The organism is Photobacterium lucens, assembly GCF_009873615.1.
Lineage (GTDB): Bacteria > Pseudomonadota > Gammaproteobacteria > Enterobacterales > Vibrionaceae > Photobacterium > Photobacterium lucens.
Window position 1 is genome coordinate 1 of the sequence record NZ_SSMG01000464.1, and the last position, 19,923, is coordinate 19,923.

At 40.4% G+C, this 19,923-nt stretch carries 17 protein-coding genes and 2 tRNA genes; 11 read left to right on the plus strand and 8 right to left on the minus strand.

What is annotated here, in order from left to right; genetic code table 11:
- Positions 1-111: 111 nt before the first annotated feature.
- The 3 genes from tkt to E5A76_RS18930 all read right to left on the minus strand — a co-directional run bounded on the left by tkt (position 112) and on the right by E5A76_RS18930 (position 4,156).
- Complete coding sequence (tkt, locus tag E5A76_RS18920; protein ID WP_107166133.1) at positions 112-2,106, minus strand: transketolase; 1,995 nt, start codon at positions 2,104-2,106, stop codon at positions 112-114.
- 80 nt (positions 2,107-2,186) lie between these two features.
- Positions 2,187-3,137, minus strand: a complete 951-nt coding sequence (gene tal, locus E5A76_RS18925; RefSeq protein WP_053987577.1) for a transaldolase — start codon at positions 3,135-3,137, stop codon at positions 2,187-2,189.
- Positions 3,138-3,595: 458 nt separating this feature from the next.
- On the minus strand, positions 3,596-4,156 hold the full coding sequence (locus E5A76_RS18930; RefSeq protein ID WP_107166132.1) for an outer membrane protein: 561 nt from the start codon (positions 4,154-4,156) through the stop codon (positions 3,596-3,598).
- Between the two features lie 432 nt (positions 4,157-4,588).
- Between E5A76_RS18930 and E5A76_RS18935 the strand changes: the two genes are divergently transcribed.
- The 8 genes from E5A76_RS18935 to E5A76_RS18970 all read left to right on the plus strand — a co-directional run bounded on the left by E5A76_RS18935 (position 4,589) and on the right by E5A76_RS18970 (position 11,643).
- Positions 4,589-6,295, plus strand: coding sequence for an ABC transporter substrate-binding protein (locus E5A76_RS18935; protein ID WP_237458753.1), 1,707 nt, complete (start codon positions 4,589-4,591; stop codon positions 6,293-6,295).
- Between the two features lie 9 nt (positions 6,296-6,304).
- Entirely contained in the window at positions 6,305-7,078 is a 774-nt protein-coding gene (locus tag E5A76_RS18940) for a vWA domain-containing protein (RefSeq protein WP_161119872.1), read from the plus strand.
- A gap of 17 nt (positions 7,079-7,095) precedes the next feature.
- Positions 7,096-8,622, plus strand: coding sequence for a phosphate ABC transporter substrate-binding/OmpA family protein (locus E5A76_RS18945; RefSeq protein WP_161119873.1), 1,527 nt, complete (start codon positions 7,096-7,098; stop codon positions 8,620-8,622).
- 11 nt (positions 8,623-8,633) lie between these two features.
- Complete coding sequence (locus E5A76_RS18950) at positions 8,634-9,434, plus strand: hypothetical protein (protein WP_161119874.1); 801 nt, start codon at positions 8,634-8,636, stop codon at positions 9,432-9,434.
- 10 nt (positions 9,435-9,444) lie between these two features.
- On the plus strand, positions 9,445-10,623 hold the full coding sequence (locus E5A76_RS18955; protein ID WP_161119875.1) for a toxic anion resistance protein: 1,179 nt from the start codon (positions 9,445-9,447) through the stop codon (positions 10,621-10,623).
- 18 nt (positions 10,624-10,641) lie between these two features.
- Entirely contained in the window at positions 10,642-11,298 is a 657-nt protein-coding gene (locus tag E5A76_RS18960; protein WP_053987584.1) for a hypothetical protein, read from the plus strand.
- Between the two features lie 137 nt (positions 11,299-11,435).
- Positions 11,436-11,526, plus strand: a tRNA-Ser gene (locus tag E5A76_RS18965).
- A 40-nt stretch (positions 11,527-11,566) separates the two neighbouring features.
- Positions 11,567-11,643: transfer RNA gene (locus tag E5A76_RS18970), tRNA-Asp, on the plus strand.
- Positions 11,644-11,892: 249 nt separating this feature from the next.
- Here E5A76_RS18970 and E5A76_RS18975 read toward each other — a convergent pair.
- Complete coding sequence (locus E5A76_RS18975) at positions 11,893-12,204, minus strand: cupin domain-containing protein (RefSeq protein ID WP_161119876.1); 312 nt, start codon at positions 12,202-12,204, stop codon at positions 11,893-11,895.
- Entirely contained in the window at positions 12,201-13,661 is a 1,461-nt protein-coding gene (pdxR, locus tag E5A76_RS18980) for a MocR-like pyridoxine biosynthesis transcription factor PdxR (RefSeq protein WP_161119878.1), read from the minus strand. The genes E5A76_RS18975 and pdxR overlap by 4 nt, the downstream gene beginning before the upstream one ends.
- A 90-nt stretch (positions 13,662-13,751) precedes the next feature.
- Between pdxR and E5A76_RS18985 the strand changes: the two genes are divergently transcribed.
- Positions 13,752-14,408, plus strand: a complete 657-nt coding sequence (locus tag E5A76_RS18985) for a pyridoxamine 5'-phosphate oxidase family protein (protein ID WP_161119879.1) — start codon at positions 13,752-13,754, stop codon at positions 14,406-14,408.
- 71 nt (positions 14,409-14,479) lie between these two features.
- Here the strand turns inward: E5A76_RS18985 and E5A76_RS18990 are convergent, their stop codons facing one another.
- The 3 genes from E5A76_RS18990 to E5A76_RS19000 form a co-directional block, all read right to left on the minus strand.
- Positions 14,480-14,584 carry a 30S ribosomal protein THX gene (locus E5A76_RS18990; RefSeq protein ID WP_080562918.1) on the minus strand — a complete coding sequence of 35 codons (105 nt, stop codon included), beginning with the start codon at positions 14,582-14,584 and terminating at the stop codon, positions 14,480-14,482.
- Positions 14,585-14,939: 355 nt separating this feature from the next.
- A complete protein-coding gene (locus E5A76_RS18995) occupies positions 14,940-16,592 on the minus strand; it encodes an AMP-binding protein (protein ID WP_053987586.1) in 1,653 nt (550 codons plus the stop codon).
- A 352-nt stretch (positions 16,593-16,944) separates the two neighbouring features.
- The gene (locus E5A76_RS19000) at positions 16,945-18,192 is read right to left on the minus strand and encodes a leucine-rich repeat-containing protein kinase family protein (protein WP_161119877.1); all 1,248 of its coding nucleotides are present in this window, start codon (positions 18,190-18,192) and stop codon (positions 16,945-16,947) included.
- Positions 18,193-18,309: 117 nt separating this feature from the next.
- Between E5A76_RS19000 and E5A76_RS19005 the strand changes: the two genes are divergently transcribed.
- A complete protein-coding gene (locus E5A76_RS19005; protein WP_237459317.1) occupies positions 18,310-19,146 on the plus strand; it encodes a L,D-transpeptidase family protein in 837 nt (278 codons plus the stop codon).
- Between the two features lie 210 nt (positions 19,147-19,356).
- Positions 19,357-19,818: a TetR/AcrR family transcriptional regulator gene (locus tag E5A76_RS19010; RefSeq protein WP_053987588.1), complete on the plus strand. Its 462-nt coding sequence runs from the start codon at positions 19,357-19,359 to the stop codon at positions 19,816-19,818.
- Positions 19,819-19,923 lie beyond the last annotated feature (105 nt).

Consider the following 19,923-nt stretch of genomic DNA (forward strand, 5'->3'; position numbering starts at 1 on the left):
TGCATTTTAACTCTCGACTATATTTGGACATAAAAGACCCCCAATAATTGGTGTCCAACTATTGGGGGTCACTTCACTATTTAGCTCGGCTTTTTATTATTAAAGGCAATATTACGCAAGTAATTCTTTTGCTGTGTTTACAACGTTTTCAGTTGTAAAACCAAACATTTTGAATAGCTCTTCAGCAGGTGCTGATTCACCAAATGTTGTCATACCGATGATACGACCATCAAAACCAACATACTTGTACCAGTAATCTGCAATACCTGCTTCAACAGCAACACGTGCAGTTACGTCTGAAGGTAGTACGCTTTCACGGTAAGCAGCATCTTGCTTATCGAATAGGTCTGTTGCTGGCATTGATACTAGACGAACCTTACGGCCTTCAGCTGTTAGCTGTGCGTAAGCTTCTGCTGCAATACCTACTTCAGAGCCTGTTGCAATAAGAATTAGCTCTGGTTTGCCTTCACAATCTTTAAGAACGTAACCACCTTTCGCGATGTTAGCTACTTGTGCTGCATCACGATCTTGTTGTGTTAGGTTCTGACGAGAGAAGATTAGCGATGTTGGACCATCTTTACGCTCGATAGCGTATTTCCAAGCTACTGCTGATTCAACTTGGTCACATGGACGCCATGTGCTCATGTTTGGTGTTAGGCGTAGAGAAGCAATTTGCTCTACAGGTTGGTGCGTAGGACCATCTTCACCAAGACCGATTGAGTCGTGAGTGTAAACTTGGATGTTCTGCACTTTCATTAGTGCAGCCATACGCATTGCGTTACGTGCGTATTCCATAAACATTAGGAATGTTGCGCCGTAAGGTACGAAACCACCGTGTAGTGCGATACCGTTGATGATTGCAGTCATACCAAATTCACGTACACCGTAGTGAATGTAGTTGCCTGATGCATCAGTAGGTGTGATTGACTTAGAGCCAGACCACATTGTTAGGTTAGAAGGAGCAAGGTCAGCAGAACCACCCATGAATTCAGGTAGTAGCTTACCAAACGCTTCTAGTGCATTTTGAGATGCTTTACGAGAAGCGATGTTTGCTGGGTTAGCTTGAAGATCTGCAATGATTTCAGATGTTACCTGATCCCAGTTCGCTGGTAGTTCACCGTTCATACGACGCTTGAATTCAGCGGCTAGTTCTGGATGAGCTGCTGCGTATGCTGCAAATTTCTCATCCCATGCTGCTTCTTTCACTTTACCTGCTTCTTTTGCGTCCCATTCAGCGTAAATTTCTGCTGGGATTTCAAATGCACCGTAAGTCCAACCTAGGAATTCACGTGCTGCTTTAATTTCATCAGCGCCTAGTGGAGCACCGTGACAGTCGTGAGAACCTGACTTATTAGGAGAACCAAAACCGATGATTGTTTTACAACAAATTAGCGTAGGCTTGTTTGTTTCAGCTTTAGCTGCTTCAATTGCTGCGTTGATTGCTGCAGCATCGTGACCATCAACAGCAGGAATTACGTGCCAGCCGTAAGACTCAAAACGCTCAGGTGTGTTATCTGTGAACCAACCTTCAACGTGACCATCGATAGAAATACCGTTGTCATCCCAGAAAGCGATCAGTTTGCCAAGACCTAAAGTACCTGCAAGTGAACATGCTTCGTGAGAGATACCTTCCATTAGACAGCCGTCGCCAAGGAAAGCGTAAGTGTGGTGGTTAACAACGTCATGACCTTCACGGTTAAATTGTGCAGCCATTGCTTTTTCTGCAATCGCCATACCTACCGCGTTAGTGATACCTTGACCTAGAGGACCAGTTGTCGTTTCAACACCTGGTGCGTAACCGTATTCCGGGTGACCTGGTGTTTTAGAGTGAAGTTGACGGAAGTTCTTCAGATCATCGATAGATAGATCGTAACCTGTTAGGTGAAGTAGCGAATAGATAAGCATTGAACCGTGGCCGTTTGATAGTACAAAACGGTCGCGATCAGCCCACTGTGGGTTTTGTGGGTTGTGGTTCATGTGACCACGCCAAAGTACTTCAGCGATATCAGCCATACCCATAGGTGCGCCAGGGTGACCAGAATTTGCTTGTTGTACACCATCCATGCTTAGCGCACGAATAGCATTCGCTAACATTTTATGTTCCATAGTGTTTCCACCAAAATATTTGAATTTTAAACTTAAGAAAGCGGCGTTATCTGCCGCTTTCTGAAATAGTTATTTCTGTATTACAGACGCTCAGCGATCATTGCTTCTAGTTTGCCTTGATCAATAGCGAAATTACGAATACCTTCAGCTAGTTTTTCAACAGCCATTGCGTCTTGGTTATGCTCCCATAGGAACTCAGCATGTGTCATCGCAGCTGGACGCGCTTTAAGCTCAGTTGCCTCTTTTAGTTTTTGAACAACGTCGCCTTGTGCTTCTTCTAGCTCTTGAAGTAGTTGTGGGCTGATGGTTAAGCGGTCACAACCTGCTAATTCAAGAATTTCACCAGTGTTACGGAAACTTGCGCCCATAACCACGGTATTGTAACCGTGTTCTTTGTAGTAGTTATAGATATTCGTTACAGAAATCACACCTGGATCTTCTTGTGGTGCAAAATCACGACCTTCTTTCGCCTTGTACCAGTCCATAATACGACCAACGAATGGAGAAATTAGGTAAACACCAGCTTCTGCACATGCACGAGCCTGAGCAAATGAGAATAGAAGTGTTAGGTTACAGTTGATGCCTTCTTTCTCTAGGATTTCTGCCGCACGGATACCTTCCCAAGTAGAAGCTAATTTGATCAGAATGCGATCGTTGCTGATGCCTGCATCGTTGTACATTTTGATTAGCTGACGAGCTTTTGCCACGCTACCTTCAGTGTCGTAAGAAAGACGTGCGTCTACTTCTGTAGAAATACGACCAGGTACAACGTTTAGAATTTCTTTACCGATATTTACAGCAAGCATGTCACAAGTGTCTTGAACCTGTTGTGCTTTGTCACTGCTTTGTGCTTTTGCGTAAGCAATTGAAGCTTCGATAAGAGGTGCGTATTCAGCGATTTGCGCTGCTTTTAAGATCAATGAAGGGTTCGTTGTCGCATCTTCTGGTTGGTATTTTGTGATGTCTTTAATATCACCAGTATCTGCAACAACAGTTGTTAATGCGCGTAGCTGTTCTAATTTTGTGCTCATATCTATTGACCTTATTTATAGGGCTTATGCCATGCCAGCCACTATTTATAACGTGAAATGCTGTCATGCTCAAAAGAATTATTACTTATTCTTAACGTCTTTATACAGAACCTTTTACACTCCGTATGAGCGGATGGTTTGTCTAAGAGCATTTGATAAATCGATAATTGTCTTTTTAAGCTTTCTTGTCAATTCAAAATGCGAATAAATCACGTTTAGATCTCATAAAAAGTGTGATCTTGGTAGTTTATAAGTAATTATTAGCAATTGGATGGAGTGTATAAAATTACCATTGTTGAGCATATGATCTTTTAATTGAACATATGTTCAGTAGTGATGCCGAATTTGATTACAATGAAAGCAAATCGTTGGATGATATGTGGTCAAATAGGGGGGGATACAATAAAAAGCCATCAGCTTTCGCTAATGGCTTTTTTAGAGAGGACTATGCTAGGGGATTAGAACTTGTAGTTAACACCCACGTAGTACATAGTTGTCTCTGAATCTACGTTTAGATCTTTATCGTTATCAGCGTTCTTTAGATCAGTAGATAGGTAGTCGATACCTGCGCGTAGGTCTACGTGTTCAGCAACTGCGAAGTTAACACCTGCGCCAGCTGTCCAGCCCCAACCATCAACATCTACGTCTACTTGGTCAATGCCTTTCCAGTCACCGTCTGCCGCTACGTAAGCAACACCTGCTTTAGCAAATAGAGAGAACTGATCGTTAAGTGGCAGCATTACGCGAGGAGTCAGAGTCGCGTAACCTTTCTTAATATTATCTTTTTCACCGGTTTGGCCTAGTGTTGCTTCAAGACCAAGGTTTTCAGTGAAGTTGTAACCACCGTATAGGCCGTATGCAACAACATTTTCGTCGTAGTTATAATCCCAATTGTCTGCTTTAAGATCCGTTGTTGCATTACCTAAGCTAGCACCGATATATGCGCCTGGTTGATCTGCTAGTGCTGAACCAGATGCTGCTGCAAGAACTAGTGCTAATGGTAATAGAATCTTTTTCATCATATTTTCCTTTATTATTTATGTTTTTACCGAAGAGCTAAAACTCTAACTCTTGGGTATCACTGACTGCGATGAGGAGAATATGATGTATTCAGGTGGTGAATGTCAGTGTTTTGTAAGGTGTTTTATTAATCAGTCTGATATGACGTTAAGCTGACATTGTTCAGACTTTGCTTTTACATTTCTATCTAAAATTGCATTTAATTTGAATAAGCTGACTATTTTTATGGTTTTAATAGCGGTATTTACATATTTTCTTGAATATTTATGAAAATGATAAAGATGTTCATTTAATTACTATGAAATCAATCGCAATTTAACACTACTCTCGTGCTACATACCTGAAGGTTATTTTTTATTCGGTATCGTATCTGCTACTCAAAAGGATGTTGTGCATTTGATTAGTTGTTATGAGGGATAAAAATGGGATTGATGAAGAGATATGCTAGCTATTTTGCAGCGCTAATGGTGTTTGCTACATCAACACTTGTTGTTGCTAAACCTAAATATATAGATCCTATTCCTCTAGAACAGTTGATCACTACTTCTGTATCTGCGGTAAAAAATCAACCCCATGCGCTGCCTGTAATTACATGGGGGGCTGATATTAATACGATTTATGCTAATGGCAGCCAAGCGATAACCTCTGCTGATTCTCTTTTTGCTAGTTATGGTTTGAAATATACGTTAAAGCGTAATGACACATTCTCAGATCAGCTTTCTCATTACTTATCAGGTCAAACCCCTTATTTACGTGGCACCTTAGGTATGATTAATGCCGCGTCGGATCTACTTGCCAATAAACCAGCCGTACAGCCTGTTATTATTCATCAGTTATCATGGTCATCGGGTGGTGATGCGTTAGTGGTGAAGCCAAGTATTCGAACGGTTGCTGATCTAAAAGGGAAAACCATCGCCTTGCAAGCTTATGGGCCGCATGTTGATTATATGGGCACGGTATTAAAAGATGCAGGGCTTACACCTTCAGATGTCACTATTAAATGGTTACCTGATCTGACAGGTACGGATAACAGTCCATTTAGTGCTTTATATGAAGATGATGTTGATGCGGTATTTGTTATTTTACCAGATGCATTAGCGTTAACATCTGGCGGCACAGTAGGAACAGGCGCTGAAGATTCGGTGCAAGGCGCTAAAATATTGATGTCAACAAAGACGGCGAACAGAGTTATTGCAGATGTGTATGCTGTTCGTGCTGATTATTTTAAAAGTCATCGCACTGAAGTGATGAATTTTGTAAAAGCGTTAAATACAGCAACAGCGGAAGTGAAGACACTATTTAGTAATACCACTAACACTAGTGCGCAGTTAACACCGTTACTGACATATTCAGCAGATTTATTATTAGATTCTCCAGATGCTCATGAAGATGTCAAAGGTCTTTACGCAGATGCTGAGCATTTAGGCATTAATGCAAACAAACAACTTTTTACCGATAAAGCTTACCCACGAAATATCACTAAAGTCAGCCAAGAAATACAAAGCACACTAAAAACGCTTGGGCTTACATCTGCTACAAAATTGCCATTATTAGCCAATTGGGATTTTTCTCAATTAGGGGCTGATGTGGCATTCAGTAACAAATCACGCTTTAACAGTGAACGTGTTGCTTCTGTCGTTGCAAAAAAACAGCAACAGAATTCATTGGAAGATGGTGAGCTATTTTCTTTTGAAGTTGCTTTTCAGCCGAATCAAAACAAATTTGATCCGCAACTGTATAAGTCAGAGTTCTTACGAGTGATTGAGCTTGCTTCAACTTATGGTGGCGCAGTGATCACTGTGGAAGGACATAGTGATCCGCTTAAATACCTACGTTCAAAGAAAAAAGGCGAAACTGGTGTGGTGCTAAACCGCATTAAGCAATCGAATCGCAATATCAGCCTGTCACGAGCACAAAGTGTAAAAGAAAGTGTTCTGGTATTTGCGACAGATCAAGGTGTAGCGCTTGATTCAAGTCAGTTTGCTCTTGTTGGACACGGTTTTGGAAATCCTAAAACGGGCATGTGCGGTGGCGATCCTTGTGCGCCAGCAACTGAAGCTGAATGGCGTTCAAATATGCGTGTTGTGTTTCGAATTATTCAGCTTGAAGCTGAATCTGATGTGTTCCAACCATTATAGGGGCTGGTCATGAATAAATTTACTTTATTTATATGCGTCGGATTAGCGGTGTTCTTTATTAATAAGAGCATGAAAGATAAGCCGACATCACAACAGTTAGTATCAGCACCAAGTTTGCCGGCTGTCTCAACTGGCTATGGTTTTGATGCATTAAAAAATAGCTGGCCGACGTTGAGTAATACTCAAACTTCATCGAGTGATAACTGGTTAGCGGCGAACTATTTATTGATCTTTGATGGTAGTGGTTCGATGGACAATACCAATTGTGGTAATGGTCAGAGAAAGATTGTTGCCGCGAAAGAAGCGATGCAAACCTTTATTAATGATATTCCACAAGATGCGAATGTTGGTTTATATGTCTTTGATAATGCCGATTCATCGCTACGAGTGCCTTTAGGTATCAATAATCGTGCGACATTAAAACAAGCTATTTATGACGTGAAAGCAGGCGGCACGACACCGCTAAAAAGCTCATTAACATCTGGGTACACCGCATTAGAAAAGCAGGCAGAAAAGCAATTAGGTTATGGTGAGTATAATGTCGTCATCGTGACTGACGGTGATGCAAGTGTAGGTGAAGAGCCGGAAGTTGCCATTAGCCGTATTTATCAAAACTCGCCTGTGACCATTCATACTATTGGCTTTTGTATCGGTAATCGACACGCACTGAACGCGGAAGGGATCACTTACTACCAATCTGCCAATAACCCTGAGAAGTTATTAGCAGGTTTACAGAGCGTGCTTGCTGAATCTGCGCAATTTGATGTCTCTAGCTTTAATTAAGTCATAAAGAGGAAAGGATGCAAAAGCACAGCAAAATTGCTCTCTTTATCTTAGTAGCTGGTGTATTGGCATTGATTGGCTACAAAGTGATGCAACCGCATATTGATGAACATTTATATGCCGATACCTCTGATGCCCGAGGAACAAAAGGAGATATTACGATAGGGGTTGATAACTGGGTTGGCTATTATCCACTTTGTTCTAAAGAGATGCGTCGTTTAATGCACCGTGAAGGTTACCGTTTGTCATGCATTGATGATGGTGCTGATTATTCAAAGCGCATGAAAGGGTTAGAAACAGGTGAGCTTGATTTAGCGGTTGCTACTGTTGATGCTTATATCACGGCAGGGCATGATTTTCGTTATCCTGCCAGTATTGTAGCAGTGATCGATGAATCAAAAGGTGGCGATGCCATTGTTGCTAATAGTGATGCCGTTAAATCAATAAACGACTTAAAAAAAGCGAAAGATTTATCGTTAGGCTATACCCAAGATTCACCTAGTGAGTTTTTGCTTCGTGCTATTTCTTCGCATTTTGACTTAGATGTGTTTAAAGCTAGTCATATTGATCGTATCCCCACATCAGGTTCAAGTAACGCGTTAGAGCAACTGCTAAATGGAAAATTAGATGTTGCGGTGTTGTGGGAGCCGGATGTATCAACCGCACTTGCTAAAGGCAATTTCACGACAGTTATCAGTACTGCAGACACTAAAAACTTAATTGTAGATGTATTACTTGCTAATAAAACCTTTATTAAAAATAAACCCGAACAGTTAGATTCGCTTTTAGCAACCTATTTTAAAGTGCTGAAATATTATCGTGATCATCCATCTGAATTGGTTAACGAGCTAGAGAGTGTGACTGATTTACCACTGCAACAAGTGAAGCAATTACTTAATGGTGTGGAATGGGTTGGGCTAAAAGGTAATACACAGGGATGGTTTAGTCAGCAGCAATTACTAATAGATACAATTGAAAGCACGATTGGTGTTATTAACGATACGTCAGGTAAAGCGGAGCAATGGTTACCTAATAACGATCCTTATCGATTGATTAACTCGCTACCAATACAAACAGTAGCAAAGACACTGAATAACTTAGGTCTGCAAGAAAACCCGCAATTATCAACATCATTATCGTTTAAGGCATTAACCGATCTTCAGTGGTCTCACATGTCAGAAATTGGCACCTTAAAAACACGCCCTGTCATTTTCTCAAGTGGTAGTGATCAACTGACAGTAAACGGAAAACAACAACTTAAACAAACGGCTGAAAGCTTAACCCATTACCCTAAATTTAGAATTTTAGTTGAAGGTCATACAGGTTTACGTGGTGATAAAACGTTAAACGAAAAGCTATCTGCTGAACGAGCTAAGGCTGTGAAACATTATTTAGTCAATGAGTTGGGTTTTGAAGCGAGTCGTATTCATGCGGTAGGCAAAGGTAGCAAGGAGCCACTTGAGCGATTAAGCGGAGAAAGTCAGCGTCGTTATGCCAATAGGTTAATGCGAGTGGAAATCGCACTTTTAAGTGAGACCTATTAAAAGGAGTTATTTTGGATCTTCTTTCACCTGAAGCGATAAGAAAACAGGTTATTTCTAAAAGCATTCAAGTACCGATCGTATTGTATAGCGGTGTGATTGCTGTTGTCGGAACTGTGTATAGTGTGTTGTTTGATGGCAGTGTTTTAAGTTGGGGCATCAGCCTTGCTGCTGGCACCGTATGTTTTGCAAAAATATTTTGGGGATACCAAGCTAAGTATCAACGCCATGCGTTAGAGATTGTGGATCATTATCACCGCTCTTTATTGCTAAAGCGTGAACAAGCATTGGCTGATTTACAACAAGCATTAAATGAGATCAATCAAGCTGATGCGTTAAAACAGCTTGAGCAGTTAAGCCGAAAGTTTGCCGCCTTTCAGCATGTGCTTGATAGCAAACTAAATAAAGATGAGTTGGCGTATTCACGTTATTTAACGATGGCTGAAGCGGTCTTTGTTGGTGCTCTCGATAATCTTCGAGCTGTCGTAATCAGTGCAAAAGCGTTATCTGGTATTGATTATGCGCACATTAATCAACAGATACAGAGCTTAAAAGCCGAACGAGTAACGTCAGCAGAATCATCTGCTCTTATTGAACAACAAAAGGATGCGTTGCAAAAGCGCATCGAGATCTACCAAAAATCTCAGCAACATATTTCCACCGTGTTGACGGAAAACGAGCAAGCGATGACTGAGCTTGATCGTGTAACGACGCAACTATCATTAATTTCTTCGCAGCAGGGCATGGAGCTTGAAACTGCGATGGAAGAGTTACGTCTACTTGCTCAACGTGCACAAAAATACAGTACTCGTTAAGGATAGAAAAATGGCACAACAAGACACGACATTAATATTAGCGACACCTGATACTGTAAAAAAGACCTTAGATATTCCAGTTTCTAGTTCAGAATCAAGCGACAAAATAAACCGTAAAGTTGAAGATACCTTAACTGCGCTATTAGCGATCGGTGAGCGAGATCTTACTGAACAACGTGATATGGCAAATTTAATATCATCGTTGGGCGAAGATAGTTGTCGTCAGTTAGCGCAATGCAGCCAATTATTGAAAACCCCGTTACATACTTTAGTCGATGATGCGCAAGATGGCGGTGGTACCGCTAAAAGCTTGTTGGATCTGCAACAGCAAGTGAATGCGGTTAACCCTAATCGTACCGATTTTACGATGGGAACCATCCGTCGATTATTGAGCTTTCTTCCTTTTATTGGTACGCCTATTGCGAAATGGTTTGCTCGTTATCAAACCGCAGAAGGAGTGATCAAAGATATTGTGCAATCACTACGTGGTGGGCAAGCGCAATTACAACGTGACAATATCACGCTAGAAGATGATCAAATTCGCTATCGTGAACTGACGTTTTTATTAGAAGATTATGTTCGTTTTGGTCAACTGCTTGATACCAAAGTAAATGGAACGCTTGAGAAGCAAACATTAGCGGAGAGCCAAGTTAAGTTTTTACAAGAACAAGTACTATTTCCATTGCGTCAGCGTGTCATGGATTTACAGCAAACCTTAGCGGTGAACCAACAAGCGGTGATCACTACCGAGGTGATCATGCAAAATAACCGTGAGCTTATCCGTGGTGTTGATCGCGCTATTAACGTTACGGTTTCTGCACTTGAAACAGCATCGGTGATGTCTATAGCTTTGCAACATCAGAAGAAGCTCTTAAAAGCAACGCAGGCAGTCAATGAAACAACCAATGATCTGATTTTACAAACCAGTGAGCAACTTCGAGATCAAGGGGTGACGATTCAAAAGCAAGCCTCTGAAAGCCAGTTAGATATCACTAAGCTAAAACAAGCATTTTCTAATATCAATGCCGCATTAAATGATATTAGCCAATACCGTGTGAAAGCATTACCGCAAATGGCGCAATCTATTTTGGAAATGGATCAATTAACCGAGCAGATGGAAAATCGTATTAAAGATGCTGAAAAAGGTAAAGAAATCCAAAGTAATCTGTCTCAGTTAATTGAATTATAAAGCCAAAAGGATGAAGCAATGGATAATCAACAACAAAAGAGCCTACTGCCAGTCAAAGGAACACATTGGAAAAAGTGGTATGTCCCTTTAGAAGAAGAAAATGCCACGGTACGTGAATGTTTAGCAACTCAAGCGCCTGTTGCTGCTGGTAGTGCTGATATTCCTTTAATTGTTAGGTTAATTGAAAATCCAAAATTCGATATACCGGGAATTAATTTATTCAATGGAGCGGTAAGTCTCGAAGATCATGATGTGATTCATCTTTTATTAGGTAGAGGTATGTTGCCAAAAGACGAAGCGTTCGTGATTGGTTTTACTATGGGATCTTCTAATAGGATGACGACCGCTGAAAAGAAAATGTACACTTTTGCAGCAAAGTACCTGTACCCAGGGCCTTATAAATTTTCTGATGAAGATATTGTCGTTTTTAAGAAAGCGGCACATTTAGGCTATGTCTCAGATTGCCAACCGTTAGATAAAGTTAACTATACCGAGCTAATGGATCTGACATTGAAAGAGGCGAGAGAGCGAGTCGGTTTAGAGCCTGAGTTGCTAGCAGCATATTATCAAATTGAAAGTCAGCGTTATCCGCAGTTTGAGGAATGTTTGCGTATTACGCCGCAAGGACGTGAACTGTTAGCATCACAATTAAACGCTGATAAATTAGCAGGATAATGAATAGTTAAGACGAGTGGTGTACAAAGTATAATGAAAAACAGCGAGTAAAGGTTGTTTTTTAAACGAACGGTAATTTTTATTAAAAAATAGGGTTTACAGAAAGTTCGGTACTCTGTAATATTCGCCGCACTTACGGAGAGATGGCTGAGTGGTTGAAAGCACCGGTCTTGAAAACCGGCATACGTTAATAGCGTATCTAGGGTTCAAATCCCTATCTCTCCGCCATATTCTAGAGATTCGATGAAATCGGGTTTCATAAAGAATTGGAGCGGTAGTTCAGTTGGTTAGAATACCGGCCTGTCACGCCGGGGGTCGCGGGTTCGAGTCCCGTCCGCTCCGCCAACACAACGAAGCCTCGTCAGCAATGACGGGGCTTTTTTGTATCTGGAATTTAAGCAGTTGTTGGAATGATATTGATGCACCTGACACAAGGTCGAGAGTCCCGCTGGAGTGCCAGCCCAGCCGTTCCGCCAATACAACGAAGCCTCAGCTGAAATGCTGGGGCTTTTTTGTATCTAAAATTCAAGCTGTTGTTGGAATTGTAGTGATGTACCTGACATGGGTCGAGAGTTCTAATGGGCTATACAAGGCTTATTGGAAAAATACCGCTAGCCAAATGGTTAATTGCTTAGGATCTGTCCAGCTAACACGATGCTTTTTATGAGCTGGAATATGGAGATGATCGCCTTTCTCTAATGTTACTATTTCATCATTATCAAAGGTGATTTCTGCTTTACCCTCTAACACAATTACCCACTCATCTTCACTCTGATCGTACCATTTGTCTGCAGGGGTTATGTGCCCCTTTGATACTATGCGTTCAATACGGACTGAGCCTGTATTCAGTAAGTCGATAAATTCTTCATCTTGTATTTCATTGGGAAGTTGACTGAAAATATTCATTGAATTTGCCCATTAAGTAGTGAGATGAAAATAGTATAAAGTTTAGAAATGAGTGTGGGTATATCATCTAGGTGAGTGTTACCAAAACCTAGCACTACCCCATGCCAATTTCGTTTTGTATCTGGTTGTTCATAATAGTTAAGTGGACGGATGATAATTCCTTGTTGTAATGTGTATTTCGCAAACCGCTTTTCACACACAGGAACTTGCCATTTCACCGTGACATGTAACCCCGCAGCTTGACTGATCACTTGCCAATGTTTGGAGCAGTATTTTTCTATACTTTGCAGCATATGCTGGTATTTGGTTTGATAAAGCCGTCGCATCTTTCGAATATGGCGCAGTAAATCTCCAGCTTGAATAAACTCAGTCATGGCTAATTGAAGTTGGATCTGGGTTTCACCACTCAAGGCATCTTTTATTTCAAGATAGCGAGAGACAAGGGGCTTTGGCACCACCATATAACCAAGCCTAATGCTGTTAAACATGATTTTACTAAAGGTACCAATATAGATGATGTTGACCTTTATTCCTGTTTGATAAGCCAACCCTTGTAGTGAGGGGTAAGGTTGGTGAGCGTATTGAAATTCGCTATCATAATCATCTTCAATGATCGTGACGTTATGGAGGCTAGCCCATTCAAGTAACTGTATTCGTTGCGAGATATTAAGTGTTGTGCCTAATGGATATTGGTTACTTGGTGTTATATAGATAGCTTTTGCCTTGGTTTGAGCCAGTTGTTCCATATTTATGCCAGTAAAAGGGGTAACAGGCAGAGGCGCAATATTTACATTACAAAGAGAAAGCGCTTTGCGCATTTGGGTATAACCCGGATTTTCCACTAATACCGTGTCGTTAGGTTGTGCTGTCGCCATTATTGTCATCATCAAGGCTTGTTGAGCCCCTGATGTAACGATGATCCTATCTGCATTTACGTTTACTGAACGGGATGTTTTTAAATAATGGCTTAATACCTGTCTAAAATTGATATCGCCTTGTAAATCATTGCAGCCAAGAAATGCTTTTCTATCAAATTGTTGTTGATATAAGCGTTGCCATTTCTTTGAAGGAAAATGAGCGAGATCAGGAACACCGGGCGAAAAAGAATTATTGGTATTATTTACCTGCGGCTGTAGTGATGTTGGTGCTAAGGCGTGCTGGTTATGTGCTGTTGTGAGGTAATGTTCAGGTAGGCGCGCTGAAATATAGTATCCACTGCTGGCTTTACTCTGAATATAGCCTTCAGCGACTAATTGCTCATAAGCGGCGATGACAGTATTTCGGCTAACAGACAATGCTTGTGATAACTGTCGGGTTGATGGCAGTTTGCTATTGGTTTCCCAGTAGCCTTGGGTGATCTTATCCCTAATAGCAATAAACAGTGCTGTTTGGCGAGAGCTTTGCTGTGCATATAACGCCAAATCCCCAATATCTATTTTCAAACTGGATCCATCTATTATTCAAAACTGGCTCTTATCCACAGTACCAAAATTTGATGTTATGTCTATCCGACGCCATTTAAGTTGTGAGCAGAGAAGGACATCATGATGCTATCAAACACCAAAAGAACCGAAATAAAGAAGAGTCAAAAGAAAGCAGTATTTGAAACAGCAAAGCTATATCAAATTATTGATGAGAGTCTGATCGCTCATATCGCTATTAACCAAGATGATCAGCCTTTTGTTATTCCTATGCTGGTATGGCGAGTAGATAACAATATTTACGTGCATGGCGCTAAAAATAGTCGTTTGATGCGAGCGTTAAAACAAGGCCAATCGTGTTGTTTAACTTTTACCTTATTTGATGGCTGGGTATTGGCGCGTTCAGCTTTTCATCATAGTGCACATTACCGTTCGGCAATGGTATTTGGTCAGTTCGAGATAATTGAAAGTAATGCTCAAAAGAATCAATTATTGAATCATTTTATTGAGCAAATTGCGCCAGGAAGAAGTGAATTGGTTCGCCAAGGTGATGAGAAGGAATTAACTGCCACAGAATTATTAGCGATGCCATTGACAGAAGCATCGGTGAAGATAAGCAATAACGGCGTTGGTGATGAAGCAAAAGACAAAGATGTTCCAGTATGGGCAGGAGTATTGCCTTATAGAACGATTGTTGGCCCCTTAATAGACGATGTTGAGGATGATAGGAGTATTCCTCAACCAGATTATTCATCTGTCTATGGAGAACGCTGGTATAAATAGAAAATACTAAGCCCTGAAATATAACAAGACTTAGTACTAGGAGTATTAGCAAGATCGATTATGGTATGAAATTATTCGTGGTGATGCTTACGTTTACCTTCTGTGGTTAAACGAGCATTGCCATGAGAATGTGCACGACGCTTACCTTTACATGTTTTCATATCACCTTTAGCCATTTTTAAATCCTTAATAATGAAAGTATTAGAACAAAGAAGATATTTGTATGATAAATCTTTATCGCAATGCTTCAAGGTTCTCTTTCTGGTGATATCAAACGGGCGGTGTAAATAAAAACGTACGTTTTATAGTGTGTAACTTAGATATAACGACAGATTATTTCGTCAATTAAGTAGATAGGAATATATTTTCCAAAATGCGACCATTATTTTGAAATATATATGAATGAGCTATCTTCAATATATTCGCTAGATTCTTAAGTCGTAAGAAAAGTATGAAATAAATGAAAGCCTGATAACAAATGCTGGAAGGCGTTATCAGGCTTTATTATTTTTTACTTAAGAATATGATTCACTATTCTTCCCATTGGACTAATTGATCACTTGGCCAATCATGCCCAATATCTGCGTATTTTTTCTCAAGTACATGGCGCTTGATTTTAAGTGTTGGAGTCAAGATGCCATTTTCAATTGACCATGGTTCTTTGATCATCAGTACACCTTTAATTTTAGCGTGAGATTCAAGCTCGTTGTTTATGGTATTAATCACGCGGTGTACCCGTTTTTCATAACGTTTACGATCAAAGTTCGGGAAGTCGTGAGGCAGTGCCAGCAAAATTGGGGCGGGCATGCCCGATCCAACTAAACACATCATCTCAACGTTACTCAATTCAAATAGACGTTTTTCAATTGGAACAGGGGAGACAAATTTCCCTTTGGCTGTTTTGAACGTATCTTTTTTACGCCCTTGAATTGTAAGGTAGCCTTCTTCATCTAAAAAGCCAATATCACCGGTATGTAGCCAACCGTCTTGGTCGAAGCATTCTTTCGTTGCTTCTTCGTTGTTGTAGTAGCCAGCAAAGAGACCTTTACTGCGAACCAGTATTTCATCATCTGCGGCTATTTTCAGTTCTATTCCTGGCGCGGCATTGCCCACCGTGCCGACTTTATCGCTTCGATATGGATAGTTTAATGTGCTGTAAGCAAAGGATTCGGTCATCCCCCATGCTTCGGTAATGTTAAGTCCAATATTTTCATACCAACGCAATAATGCCGCTGAAACAGGGGCTGAGCCACAGCCTAGTACTCGGGCTTCATTTAGCCCTAAACCATCAGCAAGTTTACGTTTTATCAATCCCGAAATGAGTGGGATTTTGAGTAATAAATTGAGTTTTGCTGGTGGCAGTTTCTCTTGAATTCGTTGTTGGAACAATGTCCAAAGCCTTGGTACGGAAACGAAAACTGTTGGACGATGCATTTTTACATCATCAATAAAAGTATCGAGTGATTCAGGAAACGCGACCTGAAGTCCTGACATAATGGAAGAGCCAAAGATATACACTCGTTCAGTAATATGGGCGAGAGGTAAGTAAGAGAATAGACGCTCTGTTTCGCCCAAACCAATGTGTTGCGTAATTTGATGTGATGCCCAAGCAAATGAGCCGTAGGTTAACATCGCACCTTTCGGTAATCCTGAAGTACCTGATGTGTAAACAATCGACATTAACTCATCATCATTGTGAGTTGGACGCTCTTCACTTGGTTGGTGCTCGCTGATCAGCTGAGAAAAGGTGTATTGCCCTTGCGGTGTTCCTGGATAACTCAATGAAATTGTGGGGATGTGTGACAGTTTATTGGTCACGCTATTAATGGCATCTGGACTATCGAGTTTACCGACAATAATTAATTTACTGTCGCTATGGGTAACACAATGCTCAATGGTATCGGCACCTGCTGTTGGGAAAATAGGCACACTAATGTAATTACCAAGCATCATTGCGAGATCGCTAATGAACCATTCTGCACAGTTTTTTGAAATTAGCGCAATACGCTCACCGGGTTGAATACCAAGAGAACGAAAGGCACTGACCAAGCGTAATGCTTTGTCTGCCACTTCTGAATAAGTGTAATCGACAAATTGACGGTTAATGATTTGACGGAGGTAAATGTCGTTTGGACGTTCTTCCGCCCACTTTAGGATCATGTCATTGGGTAGCAGTTGAGCCATATTAATTTCCCTTAAATGGATTGCTACAAGTACAAGGATGTCTCCGGAAGAAGATATCATTTGTTATTATATTGTTAAATTTAATGCTTCTTTTATGAGCTAGTCAAGGTGTGGCATAAGGAAAATCAGTAAGATAAATTGGCTTTCACAACGAATCGCATGGTATGAAAAGAAATTAACTGACTTAAAATCAATCAATTATTTTAAACGCTTGTATGAAAACTTTAAGAAAACGTTCAGAGTTAAAATAAAAACTTTGTATTATATTTGTTACAAAGATCATATTTGTGTGGGGGGATTTAGGATAAAGCAACAACCATTGGTTGCTGATTGTTGCTTGCCGATATGACTTCTAGATTAAATTTTGCGCTTGATTATGTAATTTTTGGTATGTTGACGACGTGCGATCTTGTACTCGACAAACACTAAGTAAATCTTCAATGAAATAGCCAAGTGCACGAGACTCAATGATCTTCATTTTTTGTTGTATTTCTTTGGGTTGATCATCGTAAATAGATGCAGCCCCGAAATCACCCACGAGAATATTTGCTTCTTCATCAAATAAAACGTTATGGGCATAAATGTCACCGTGAGAAACGCCTTGGTTTTGCATATGGGTAATCACATCAGTCATTTGCGCTACCATGCTATCGATTTGTTCAATCGTAAGTTCGAAATCGTCAGGGAAAGTATCTCGGGTACAGGTTGCAAAAGTTGGCGGTAATCCTAGGTTTTTAAAATGCGCAGGGATCAGTGCCATCACTAAAGCGAGGTGTTTAGGATCTGTTACGTGCGCCAAAGACTGAACAAGGTTTGGATGACGTCCTGTTTTTAAACAGGCATTTAATTCATCTTGAGGGTAACCGTCAGAAGTCACTTCACCCTTAAATACTTTCACGGCAATATCATCAGCTAACTGGTGAGCATTATTACGCCATGTCGCTAAGGAAATAACGCCTGAAGCCCCTTGTCCTAATACATGTTGTAACTGGTAATCGGTAGGCGATACTTGAGGTAAGTCATTATCGACCTGCTGGTGACGGTTAAAATCATTACCAGAAAACGCTAACCAGGCCAGCTTAGGTAAATCCAGCAGTTGGGTGGGGAAAGCTTGCAGTCGGTTAGCTGATAAGCGGATCAGCTCAAGGTTGTGTAATTGCGCCATGGTTGCGGGTAGTTCGGTAAGCTGATTACCCGCTAAAGCCAATTTTTGCAAGCGAGGACGCAGGCCTAAGCTATTAGGTAATTGAGTGATTTTATTATCAGTTAAAATTAGCCAACGTAATTTTTCCGGTAGCGCAGTCTCATCCATTGTTGTGATTTGATTGGATTTAAACCCTATCATTTCTAAGTTCGGGCAGGCACCTAATACTTTGGGCAATTCAGTAAAGCAGTTATTAGACATAAATACGATGCGTAACTTGGTTAGTTTGGCAAAATCGTCGGGTAACTGGCTAAGTTGATTATCGGTTAGATCAAGGATCTCTAAGCTATCAGCGAGCGTTAATATTTCTGATGGGAAAGCGGTCAATTGTTGCGAGATCTTTAATCGGGTAATGCCTGCTAGCTCACCTGAGCGTACTTGTTCTAATGTGTGCAAAATTGGAATGCCTAATAATCGAGATGCGAATTGGGTTATTGTAACGTTTATGGCGTAAATGCCAATTTTTGAAATTGCGATAGGGATATTAAAGACTTATCTTTTGCTGAAAATAGTATGCAATATTTTGTTGTAAAAATGTCCATTGAAGCAGTTGCACCCCCGTCAAACCTCAGTAAACTAGCGCCTGTTTTTGATGTTTCTCATCTTCTTTTTTCGTTTGTTAGTGAGCTAGCTAATACTGAGGGTTCTGTGTTTAAAAAAGCGTTATTACCATTACTGGTTATGTTTACTGCTGTAACTGATGTTCAAGCTGCATCTTCATATGCGACTTATCCGCCAACGGGAAGTCGAACAGTAGATGATGTAATGAAACGTTACTCTCCTTTTGTTGAACCTCGTATTAAACGTTACTTTGAGAGTGCAGGCCTTACTTATCCTCCTCAAAATATCGCTCTTTTTGCGATGAAAGAAGAAATGTCGTTAGAGCTATGGGCTGAAGAAAACGGCAAATGGTCTTATGTAAAGCGTTACGATATCGAGAAAATTAGTGGTAAAAAAGGACCTAAACTTCGAGAAGGGGATAAGCAGGTACCAGAAGGTATTTATCGCGTGTCGTTATTAAATCCTAATAGTCGCTTTCATTTATCGATGAAACTGGATTACCCAAATGCATTTGATCGTAAATATGCACGATTAGAAGGGCGAACAAAACCAGGTAGTAATATCTTTATTCATGGTAAAGAAGCTTCTACAGGGTGTTTAGCAATGGGTGACTACAGTATTGAAGAGCTATTTTTATTAGCAGAAAGAACTGGGCTTAATAATATTGAAGTGGTGATCAGCCCTCGTGACCCAAAGAAAGGAAAACTGATTGCGGCATTAAATCAGCCATTTTGGACCCAAATCTTATATCGCAATATAGAGCAGGAAGCGCGTAAATTTGGTCGCTAGTATTAGCAAATCATAGGCTGTAAGAAGTAAATATTTACATGATATGTGGTGCTTTTTAACCATATACCGCGCCATATAGTTAAAAATCCCAGTTTACGCTAGTTAAGGGAATAACATTTTGTAATACTAATGCTAGCCACTGATTTCAATGACGGCAATTATTGAAATCGTTACTGTTGCATTGAATGATTAGAATAGAGTCAACTCATTATGCCAAAGCGTAGTAAAGAAGACACAGAGATAACCATCCAAACGATTATGGATGCCGTGATTGATCAAATCCTTACCTTAGGTTATGACAAAATGTCGTACACCACGTTAAGTAATCAAACAGGGATCTCTCGTACTGGCATTAGCCATCATTTTCCTAAGAAGCAAGACTTTGCACATGCGCTTGATGGACGTATTTATCAATTGTTTGTTGATAAACTCGATTTAACAGGAGATCTTGCGGCATTTTCGGCAAGCTGGTCAGTTGCACTGGATGACGAAAAATTCCGTGCGATTTTACGTTTATTGTTCCACCATATCTCTTCTGCTGAAACTTCACATGAATTTGCACATAGTGGTATTGAGCGTTTATTTACTCTATGTGAAGCACGTTATGGTCAACAAAGCATTGATGAGCTGGAAAAACTATTAGGTCGTTCATTAATTCGCTTAGCTCGATAATTTTGTTATTGAGATCTTGTTTTTGCGAATAGCTCAAATGACATGAAACCCACTATTTATAGTGGGTTTTTTTATATCAATTGATAAATCGTAAAATACTGTAAT